At 37.1% G+C, this 9,917-nt stretch carries 10 protein-coding genes; 1 reads left to right on the forward strand and 9 read right to left on the reverse strand.

The window, feature by feature from the left end; all coding sequences use genetic code 11:
- Positions 1–8: 8 nt before the first annotated feature.
- Both pyrF and K9L86_06000 read right to left on the reverse strand, forming a co-directional pair.
- Positions 9–674, reverse strand: a complete 666-nt coding sequence (pyrF, locus tag K9L86_05995) for an orotidine-5'-phosphate decarboxylase (protein ID MCF7908402.1) — start codon at positions 672–674, stop codon at positions 9–11.
- The gene (locus K9L86_06000; GenBank protein ID MCF7908403.1) at positions 667–1,572 is read right to left on the reverse strand and encodes a dihydroorotate dehydrogenase; all 906 of its coding nucleotides are present in this window, start codon (positions 1,570–1,572) and stop codon (positions 667–669) included. The genes pyrF and K9L86_06000 overlap by 8 nt, the downstream gene beginning before the upstream one ends.
- Before the next feature lie 290 nt (positions 1,573–1,862).
- On the opposite strand from K9L86_06000, the gene K9L86_06005 reads away from it, so the two are divergent.
- Positions 1,863–2,486 carry a sulfotransferase family protein gene (locus tag K9L86_06005; GenBank protein ID MCF7908404.1) on the forward strand — a complete coding sequence of 208 codons (624 nt, stop codon included), beginning with the start codon at positions 1,863–1,865 and terminating at the stop codon, positions 2,484–2,486.
- Positions 2,487–2,519: 33 nt separating this feature from the next.
- Here K9L86_06005 and K9L86_06010 read toward each other — a convergent pair whose 3' ends face one another.
- The 7 genes from K9L86_06010 to mutM all read right to left on the reverse strand — a co-directional run bounded on the left by K9L86_06010 (position 2,520) and on the right by mutM (position 9,412).
- Positions 2,520–3,305 (reverse strand): dihydroorotate dehydrogenase electron transfer subunit, encoded by a 786-nt coding sequence (locus tag K9L86_06010; protein MCF7908405.1) that lies wholly within the window; start codon positions 3,303–3,305, stop codon positions 2,520–2,522.
- Positions 3,306–3,319: 14 nt separating this feature from the next.
- The gene (pabB, locus tag K9L86_06015; protein MCF7908406.1) at positions 3,320–5,188 is read right to left on the reverse strand and encodes an aminodeoxychorismate synthase component I; all 1,869 of its coding nucleotides are present in this window, start codon (positions 5,186–5,188) and stop codon (positions 3,320–3,322) included.
- A gap of 215 nt (positions 5,189–5,403) precedes the next feature.
- A complete protein-coding gene (locus K9L86_06020) occupies positions 5,404–6,120 on the reverse strand; it encodes a sulfotransferase (protein MCF7908407.1) in 717 nt (238 codons plus the stop codon).
- A complete protein-coding gene (locus tag K9L86_06025; GenBank protein ID MCF7908408.1) occupies positions 6,121–6,429 on the reverse strand; it encodes a lipid-A-disaccharide synthase N-terminal domain-containing protein in 309 nt (102 codons plus the stop codon).
- Positions 6,407–7,114 (reverse strand): glycosyltransferase family 2 protein, encoded by a 708-nt coding sequence (locus K9L86_06030; GenBank protein MCF7908409.1) that lies wholly within the window; start codon positions 7,112–7,114, stop codon positions 6,407–6,409. Before K9L86_06030 ends, K9L86_06025 begins: the two co-directional genes overlap by 23 nt.
- The gene (locus tag K9L86_06035; protein MCF7908410.1) at positions 7,115–8,593 is read right to left on the reverse strand and encodes a glycosyltransferase family 39 protein; all 1,479 of its coding nucleotides are present in this window, start codon (positions 8,591–8,593) and stop codon (positions 7,115–7,117) included.
- An 18-nt stretch (positions 8,594–8,611) separates the two neighbouring features.
- Positions 8,612–9,412, reverse strand: a complete 801-nt coding sequence (gene mutM / locus K9L86_06040) for a DNA-formamidopyrimidine glycosylase (GenBank protein ID MCF7908411.1) — start codon at positions 9,410–9,412, stop codon at positions 8,612–8,614.
- Positions 9,413–9,917 lie beyond the last annotated feature (505 nt).

Raw genomic sequence — 9,917 nt, forward strand, 5'->3', positions numbered from 1 at the left:
TGTTTATTTTAACCCCTTAAGACTTCCTCAGCTGCAGCCAAGTAATTTTTCTTAGCTACTATTGGCCTACCAACCACAAAATAATCGACCTTATTTTTAAGGGCATCGGTTACTGTAGCCACCCTTTTTTGATCATCACTAGTTTTCTTTGGTCTTATCCCCGGAGTTATCGTAATCAACCCAAACTTTTGCTTTATTTTTTTTGCCTCCCAAACACTACAAACCACGCCGTCAACTCCAGCTTGTTTAGCCACCTTAGCTAACTTTAAAACTTTATCAATTGAGCTCTGTTTGGAAGTTAATTCGGTAACTCCAATAACTAAAGGCGCTCTCTTTTTTTTGCGCCGAGCCTCTTTCTTAATCTCTCGCTTTAAAAAACTTATTGCTTCTTCTCCGGCCTTTAAGTGTACTGTAAAAGCCCAAACTCCCAAATCAACAAAAGCCTTGGCCGTCTCAACCATGGTGTTCGGGATATCATATAGCTTAAAATCTAAAAAAACCTTAGCGCCTCTTTTAGCAACCGCCTTAACAATTTTTGGCCCAAATCTAGTATAAGCAATTAAGCCAATTTTAAATATTTTAACTTTCGGAGAAAGCACTCTAATTGCTTTCCTTATCTGACTTTGCGAAGTTAAATCTAAAGCAACAATTAGTTTACTCCAAGGTCTAGACAATTAATCCTCCTTTTAAACTTTTTAAATCTTTTAACTTCTTTCTCTCCAGATATTTTTTTAACCCAGCAAGAATATTTTTAGCGGCGTTAGGCTCAACTAAATTTACTGTCCCTAAACTTACTGCGTCGGCGCCAGCTAAAATAAACTCTACTACATCACTAGCTGTTTCAATGCCTCCACCACCGATGATCGGTATCTTTACATTTTTGGCTACCTTCCAAACTCGGTACAAAGCCATTGGTTTGATTGCTCTTCCCGAGTAGCCTCCGTAGATATTCCCTAAATACGGCTTTTTGGTTTCAATATTGATAGCCATCGAGAAAAAAGTATTAATTAGAGCTACTGCATCAGCGCCACCGCTCTTAACCGCCTTAGCAACCTCAACAATATCGGTTACCTCCGGGGTAATTTTGACAATCAAAGGTTTTTTAGTTAATTTTCGCAAAGCCTTAGTTAGCCTATAAGTACTTTGGGGGCTTTGGGAAACTAATTTTTTCAACTGTAAATTAGGACAAGATAAATTTAATTCAAAAGCACAAATGCCCTTTTGTTTATCAAGCTTCTTTAAGCACTGCGAATACTCTTGATCCGAAAATCCTCCAATGCTAACAATACACTTAGTGGCTAACTTGTTGATTAAAGGGAGTTTTTCTTTAATAAATACATCAAGGCCGGGATTTTCAAGGCCGATCGAATTCATTACCCCAAATTCGGTTTCATAAATCCTTGGCGGTGGGTTACCTTCTCGAGCAGAAAGAGTTATGGTCTTGGTCGTAATTGCACCAATGGCCTTAAAATCGGCTAATCGTTTTAATTCTTCACCATAGCCAAAGGTTCCTGAAGCACATACGAAGGGGGTATCCAAAACCAATTTGCCTAATTTTACCTTTAAATTCATCTGATATATTGTATTCTATATTCCGGTATTTTTCAAATAATACTTTTCCTAGGCTTGAATTTATATATATTTAAGCGTATACTAATATCCGAAGTAAACAAATTTCTCCTACTCTAAATCTATCATTAAAATAAAATGAAAGATTTAAACCAATACTTACAAAATATCACTATCGCCAAAAATGAGCTTATGGAAAAATCATCCGACGAGACGTTTCGACGGAGGCCAACTCCGATATGCCCTATTACCGTAGAGATACCTCGCGTTAGGCAACAAGGGAAGGAAAGTCTATGTTAATATCGAAAAATCGACGATTCATTTTTATACATATTTATAAAAACGCAGGCACAAGTATAACGAAAGCTCTTATGCCATTTACTATGAATAAATTGCAACGTAGTAGATTGGGTCAACAATTAAAAAGGCTCCACATACCATATTTCGAACCGCGGTCTTATCCAACCCACATCAATGCTTCAGAACTTATCACAGAAATAGGAAAAAATGTTTTTAATTCCTTTTTCTCTTTTGCTATTGTTCGGAACCCTTGGGATTGGCAAGTCTCGCTTTACCATTATACGCTAAAAGACACCAGCCATTTTCAGCACCAACTATTCAAAAACTTCAGAAACTTTGACGAATACATCAGATGGCGGTGTGCGGAGGAAGTTAGATTTCAAAAAGATTTTATCTATTCAAAAGATGGCACGCTGCTTGTAAACTTTGTAGGCAGATTCGAAAAGATAGATACTGACTTTAAAACCATATGCTCCCACATTGGAGTTTCGGCATCACTCCCAAAACTCAATGTTTCTAATACAAAGCCCTATCAACAATTCTACAACGAAGAAACAAAAAATCTTGTAAGGCAAACCTTCGCTGCCGATATCGCTCTTTTTGGATACGACTTTTGAAAAAGATAGGTCATCAAGTAACGATGGGGTTGCTCAAACAATATCTTTTATATTGAAAACCGGACCGTCTTTGCAAACCTTTCTGTAGCCTTGTTTTGTTTTGATAACGCAAGCGCAACAAATACCTAAACCACAACCCATAAACTGTTCAAAAGAAACTTGGCAATTAACTTTAGGGTACTTTTTTAAAACCTTAGCTATCTCAAAAAGCATCTCTTTAGGACCGCAAGCAAAAACAGTAGTTTCTTTAGCTAGTTTGGTACCTTTCAAAACAGTTTCTAATAAATCGACCACAGTTCCTTTTTTGCCGCTGGAACCATCATCAGTAGAAACATAACTCTTAAACCCTAGTTTTTTAAATTCAGCCTCTGCCACAATGTCCTTCTTGGTTTTTGACCCAAGAAGAACTTTATTGTCTCCCTTGGGAAGCTTTTGAGCCAAATAAACTAAAGGGGCAACGCCAATTCCTCCGGCCAGAAGAATGCTTTGTTTCTTCTCTCTGGCCACCCTCTTTCTGCTTAACTTAAAGCCTTCCCCTAGGGGGCCAATCATATCTAAAGCTATGCCTTTTTTGCTTTGGGAAAGTTTTTTTGTTCCGCGGCCGCGCACTCTAAAAAGCACTTTCGTTTTACCTTTTTCAATCTTATGAATACTAAAAGGACGTCTTAGAATTACTGATTCAACCTTTATGTGTAAAAACTGGCCGGGCTGGGCCACTTTAGCCAGATAGGCAGAGGAAAAGCTCATCAAAAAAATATCACTTTTTATCTTTTTAATCTCCTTAACCTTTACTTTAAATTGTTTAGCTTTGTGATTCATGCCGTTTCATTCTATCAAGAAACTTGTGTTTTCTCAATCGCTTTTACTAATTTATCCGGAATAACAACTTCAGCCTCAAGCAACCCACGCAGAGAGTTTCCAATATACACCTTGTCAGCTTCGACAAAATCTTTAAGATACAAAACCTTCTCTTTGGCCCTTTCTTTTTTTAAAAGATGTTCACGAAGAACTCCCGGAAGCAAACCAGATTTTAAAGCTGGGGTATAGAGCTGCCCTTTTTTTAAAATAAATATGTTACTTATCGCGCCTTCCGTTAATTCTCCCCTGGTATTTAAAAAAATTACTTCAAAAAATCCTTTCCGGCTAGCCTCAAGCCTCTCTTGATCGTAAAGTTTACGCTTAGTTGTTTTGTGATACAAATAGACATCGCTAGAATCTGTTCTTGACCGGGATATCTTAACCTTAACCGGGCAAACTATTTTTTTCAAAAGTTCCTTTCTAACCCTAACCTCTCCTTGCAAGGAAACCGATAATCTAACCTTAAACTCACCGTTGGCCGTAGAAGTCACCTTTTCTAGCTGGTCTTTAGCCTTTCTTATGTCTAAGGGCACTAAAAAATACTCACTTGATTTTTTTAATCGGGCTAGATGCAGCTTTAGAAAATGATAGTTGCCGTTAACCAACAAAAGAGTTTCTATCAACTCGAATTTAGCAAGCCCCTCAATAAAAAATTTAGTCTTCAGTAAAGCTTCTTCATATTCAGAACTGCCGACTGAATCGTAAACCACTCCACCGCCAATACCAATTTCCCCTCGCTGTCCTTCCAAGCTAAGTGTTCTTATTGCTACATTAAAACAACTATCTCTTTGAGGTGAAATATAACCAATAGCCCCAGTATATACGCCGCGGGGTTCTTTTTCCAACTCATGAATCAACTGCATAGTTTTTATCTTCGGAGCTCCGGTAACTGAACCACAGGGAAAAAGAGCCGAAAACAATTCTTTCTGCTTAAGGTTATTCTTGAGTCGCGCTTGAATAGTTGAGGTCATTTGATAAAGAGTACGGTGCTTTTCTATTTCAAAAAGTCTCGTTGCTGACACCGAGTCGGCAACTCTTCCTAAATCATTACGTAATAGATCAACAATCATTATATTTTCAGATTTTATTTTATCGCTTTTTGTTAAACTCGTCCTTAGTCTTTCATCCTCCAACAAAGTTAACCCTCTCTTGATAGTCCCCTTCATTGGCCTAACAATTATTTTTCGATCCTTAACCCTAAAAAAAAGTTCTGGTGACAAAGAAATAACCTTATTACTTCCAGCGTTAATTACCCCGGCATAAGCGGTAGGCTGAGACCGGCGCAAATCAAAATAGCAATTTAAAAAGTCAACTTGCAAATCAAATTTAATCTTAAAAGTAAAATTAACTTGATAGGTTAGACCTTCAGCTAGATATCGCTTTATCTTATTTATCTGTTTTAAGTATTGCTTGCGACTGATATTCGCCCGTAGATTTTTTGCTTGGCCTTGACGTAATGGTTCAGAAAAAATTTCTGTCCGTTTACCCCGAGTCATCCTATCTTGGCCAAAGATGGTTTTTGGTTTTTTGCAAACCCCCAACCAAGCCAAAGGCTCGTTGCTCTTTTTAGTCAAAGAAGCAAGAGCTGGTTCTAAAAAATATCCAAACTCATAAGAAAAATAACCCGAAAGCCAATAACCTTTATCTAAATAATTCTCTATTTTATTAAAAAATTCATCTAGATCATCGTCACGATTAAAACTGACTATATCCACAAAATCAGAGAACAAAAATGAACCTTGGTTTTCCTTATCTAAACGTAGGCTCTCTAAAAACACATAGGGCGCATTTTGATTTTCTAATAATTTTCTTAGATAATCTTCGGAAAGTTGATCAAAGCTCATTCAAAGAAACCTTGCTTATTTCTTATTGCAGTTTAGAAGTTTTTAAAATGCTTTCAACGTCTTTCAACCAGTCTAAGGTATAACCGCCAAACAATTCGCTTAATTTTTTAATTTGATAGTGATATTTTTTAGCCAAATACACAGCTATTTCTTCTGGGATAGGCGCCTCTGGAGTAGGGCCAACTTTTTCCTGAAAACCCTCCGGTAAAAATTTCCTATCTGCGTTTACCCCCAAAAAATTTATACAGCCGCAACAAAATACCTTCCGGATCTCTTACTATCTCGTCAAAAAATCCTATAAAAATCTGCTCTTTAGAAAAATTAGCTTGCCAATTATCAATCACTTGCAAATACTCTGACACAATCTTGACGCTACCTTTTTCGATCATTCCAACCAGCTCACCTTGGGAATAGGTATTAACTCGGCGCCTGGCTTCCCTAGCTAAATGTTTAAGGTTTGACCATGTTCTATTGATAGGATTACGCAGAATATAGATAATCTTGACTTTCGGCATGATCTTGCTAATACGTTTAATCTCTTCAGGCTTGAGATTTGCATAGGTTGGACTGGCTTCACCGGTCACCTTTCCCTTGCCAAACTCAAATAAACTAGCGCACCATTCGTCGTCATATTTTCCAAAAAAATATCGGAAATCCCAAAGCATACTTTCCCAAGAAAACCAACCTATATTTCCCTTAATTCTCTGTATGAGGAGTTTTCTTAAGGCTTTACTTAATCTATCTGTACCAATAAACCTAGCAAGAAACCTACCGCGGACTGATCGACAAATAGGTTGATAAAATTCCGCCCGATTAAAATAATGAAGTTCTTTTAGCGGCGGCATCCAAATATCGGGGTGTTGCTTTAAATTTCTCCTTAACCAAGAGGTCCCCGACTTCATTGCTCCAATTACTAAAAAATCTGGAAACATCTAGCACCCCTTTATCTTATCTTCTTGGTTGCTATATTTCTTTCGACAATAAATAAGATACAAATTCCTTATATAAATTAAAACTCCACAGGATTGTCCAGCAATAAAAACTGGATCCCGTCGATAAATAGCATAAAGAAGTAAAATAAACCCTCCGGCGATGCTACAATACCAAAAAGCAACCGGGATAACACTTTGTTTTTTACGCTCTGAAGCCAACCATTGGATAAAGAATCTCATAAAAAAAAGAAACTGGCCTAAAAGACCCACGGCAATCCAAACGGTTTCAGCGCTGGTATTTAACTTCATATTTAATCAACCTTTTTTTAAACCAAACAACACCCCAAAGATCAAAAATCCCCGAAAGCATTCTCTTAGTTGTGCTATACTTTGAAACTCCAAACAACCGGCCTCGATGGTTAACCGCAACTTCTTTTATTGAAAATCCTTTACTCCGAACTAAAAGATTAAAAAATCTATGAAAATGATCAAATAAAGGTAAGCTGTTTAATATTTCTTTTTTAAATAGGCGCAGGGAGCAACCAGTGTCTTGACTAATATCGCCAAGGGTTAACCAGCGAAAAAATTTAGCTACCGAAGAAGCTATTTTTCGATTAAAACTATCCTGTCGATTTTTGCGTACCCCGGTAACAAAATCAAATTTGTCTTTAAACTCTATCAGCTTAACAATCTCACTAGGCGGGTTCTGCCCATCAGAGTCCAAAGTTATAATCCATTCACCGCGCGAAACATTAAAACCGGCAGCTAAGGCCGCAGACTGACCCCGATTTTTATTAAACGAAACTACTCTTATTCGTTCATATTGTTCAGCTAAACCTTTTAAGACTTCTAACGATGAGTCAGAACTGGCATCGTCCACGTAGACAATTTCATACTCACAACGCATCTGCTGCATAACTTCTTGAAGCTCTTTTTGCAATGGCGATAAACTTTCAGCTTCGTTTAGCACTGGAATAACTACTGAAAACTCCATCTATTCGCTCGACTCCCTTTTATCAACAACCATTAAGTAAATTTCATAATACTCATCTTTGGAGTATTTATATAAAGCCTTCTTGGCTATATTGGTGCGCTTGGCCTCTACGTTGTGGCGAGGCAGAATTTTCCCTAATTCATCCGGCACATCATACCACCAAACATCGCCCCAGATAAGCAGTATTTTATCAAAGTTCTCAGAAACCTCAAAAGGAATCCGATGAGTTAAAACCAGAGAATCCTTAAATTGTAACTTAATATCAGCAGCAACTGAGGTGTCCGGTGAAAGAACCAAACCTCTATCAAAACCTTCTGCCCTTATTTCTTTAGATAGTTCAGCGATTGGATAATGCAAACGTTTATAACCAAAGGTATCCGGAAACAACACGCAAATAGTAAGCATAAAGATCAACATGAAAGCAGAAAAAATAATCAACCAGCTGTAAACTTTAACCCGTAATTTAGAGACCACCTTGCCTTTAAGGCGCGAAAAAAGATAGGTCGGGAAAAGAAAAAATATTAACTGAAGCCACCTCTCTTCAAAATCAACTATTTTAAAAATCAAAACCCAAAGAACAGTAATCACAATCGCTGAAATGAAAAAACGCTCAAGCAGTTGTTTAAATTGGTTCTCAGCTAAATTAAGCAACCGGTTTTTTGTAAAGGCCTTCGGAAAAAATATTACAAAGATTACACAAAATGGACCAAGAATAGCTAATAGACAGATCAATAAATCCAAAAGCCCTTTTGTTTTCTCGACATCAATTTGCATCTCAGTTAAGCGTAAAGTCGCTTGCTGAAAATTTAAAGCAACCCAAGCAAAGTGCCCAGCCGAAATGCAAACAGGTATAATCAAAACTAAAAGCATTCTTTTATCTAAAATAGTTTTTCTAAACCCTTTTAAACTAAAAGCACTAAATAAAAGAGCTAAAATAAAAATTAAGTAATTATATTTAGACAAAATACCTAATCCTACGCAAACCGCAAGTACCAAATAGTGTTTTGTTGCTCTGGTTTCAACCAGTCTCAAAAAAATGAAAAAAGTTATTGAGCACAAGCTTAAAGCAAGAATAGCATGGGTAAGTTGATGCATTGATTGCCAACCATAAGTATAGGTAACTAGAAGAGCTGAGGAAGCTAAGATTGCTCGTAAATTATCTTTTAAGATAATCTGCGCGCTTTTGTATAAGAAAAAATAGATTAGAACAAACAGGCTATTCTTAAATATAGCTAAAGAAAATATATTCAGCCCAAAAATAGAAAAGAATACCTTTTGAACCCATTCATAAAGTGGTGGCTGCGACCCATAGCCAAAACTTAACTGCTGTGAAAAAAGAATCTGTTCGGCCTCATCAAACTCTAGAGAGTTAGAAATAAAAACTCTAACTAAGGTATGCAGCAAAAAGTACCCAATCAGCACAAAAAGGAACTTTCTTTCAGTCTTTAAACCTGTCCACCAACTCTTAATTCTAATCATGGCTTCCATAAAGTTTAATCATTTCTGACATTTAGAACAAAAACAGGTCCCTCTCCCGGCAAGGCATATTTTCTTAATCGGAGTCTTGCAAACCAAGCAAGGCTGGCCCTTGCGCCCATAGACCTTAAGCCGCTTCTCCATACCGCCTTTATCTCCACTTAGATCTCGATAGGAGTCTACCGAAGACCCCTTGTACTTTATCCCTTCCTTTAACACTGAAATTATTTTTTCACCGAGAACTTTCACCTCCTTAGCTTTTAAACTACTGGCTGACCGCTGAGGGTCTATTTTTGCTAAAAATAAAGCCTCCTGAGCATAAATATTGCCAATGCCGGCAATCACTGTTTGATCTAGAAGTAATGATTTAATTTTTGTTTTCTTTTTCCTAAAAATCTCCTGAAACTGCTCCGAGCTCAAGACAAACGGCTCTGGCCCCAAACTTTTTATAAATGGCAACTCGCGCCAATCCTTAAGCAGCTTCAGCTGTCCCAAGACTCTTTGATCCATATAGTTTAAAAACTTCCCATCCGAAAGCTTAAAACTAACCCGCGCCTTTTCCTGCTCCGGGCCATAAATAAGCCAGCCAGCAATACGCAGATGAATAACTAAAAACTTATCTTTCCGAAATTCTATTATTAATAATTTGCCACGGCGAATTATTTTCTTAACTGATTCACCAACGATACCTTTTTTGAACTTTGCAGGGGTTGGCTCTTTGATGACTGACTTTTTTCTTACCTTTACCGCAACAATTGTTTTATTAAGAATAGTTTTAGTTAGGTCTTTTTTGATGGTTTCAACTTCTGGTAATTCAGGCATGGCAATCCTCCATAAATAACCCTACTTACTTCAGGCAATACTTTTATGCCCCGGCACTTCCTATATTTGTCTTATATTAACACTATCCATCAATAAATGGTATAAAAATCTGATTTTCGATTCCATCACTGCCCTACCAAAATGTTTTTAATACAATAAAACCAACTTTGAACTCGCTTGAAAGTGCAACATTAACGATTCGCAAGTACGCTAGACACAAACAGGAGCAATTTCGACAGATAATGCAATAGATTTTCGTAGGTAAAAAACTATTTTACGTTTGTTATCTAGCGAAAACTGATCTTTTAATCAACATGCCCTAAGGCTTGAATATGCCTGGAATAATTCACTAAAATGAGTTAAAATAAATAAGGAGATGATACGATAATTGTTCAATGATAGTTGGTGAAAACTCTGGATTATCAGTAGAATAAATAGATAGTCACAGAGTAGATAGGTTATAGGTTGTATTGTTTTTCTGGGGCTTAATTGACCCCGTAAAGGA

This window comes from Candidatus Omnitrophota bacterium, assembly GCA_021735655.1.
Taxonomy (GTDB): Bacteria; Omnitrophota; Gorgyraeia; order Duberdicusellales; family 4484-171; genus JAHKAJ01.

Bases quoted from the DNA above. Each gene is read 5' to 3' on its own strand.
- mutM (MCF7908411.1), bottom strand. From the start codon at position 9,412: ATGCCTGAATTACCAGAAGTTGAAACCATCAAAAAAGACCTAACTAAA.
- K9L86_06030 (MCF7908409.1), bottom strand. From the start codon at position 7,114: ATGGAGTTTTCAGTAGTTATTCCAGTGCTAAACGAAGCTGAAAGTTTA.
- K9L86_06005 (MCF7908404.1), top strand. From the start codon at position 1,863: ATGTTAATATCGAAAAATCGACGATTCATTTTTATACATATTTATAAA.
- K9L86_06010 (MCF7908405.1), bottom strand. From the start codon at position 3,305: ATGAATCACAAAGCTAAACAATTTAAAGTAAAGGTTAAGGAGATTAAA.
- K9L86_06035 (MCF7908410.1), bottom strand. From the start codon at position 8,593: ATGATTAGAATTAAGAGTTGGTGGACAGGTTTAAAGACTGAAAGAAAG.
- K9L86_06020 (MCF7908407.1), bottom strand. From the start codon at position 6,120: ATGTTTCCAGATTTTTTAGTAATTGGAGCAATGAAGTCGGGGACCTCT.
- pabB (MCF7908406.1), bottom strand. From the start codon at position 5,188: ATGAGCTTTGATCAACTTTCCGAAGATTATCTAAGAAAATTATTAGAA.
- K9L86_06025 (MCF7908408.1), bottom strand. From the start codon at position 6,429: ATGAAGTTAAATACCAGCGCTGAAACCGTTTGGATTGCCGTGGGTCTT.
- K9L86_06000 (MCF7908403.1), bottom strand. From the start codon at position 1,572: ATGAATTTAAAGGTAAAATTAGGCAAATTGGTTTTGGATACCCCCTTC.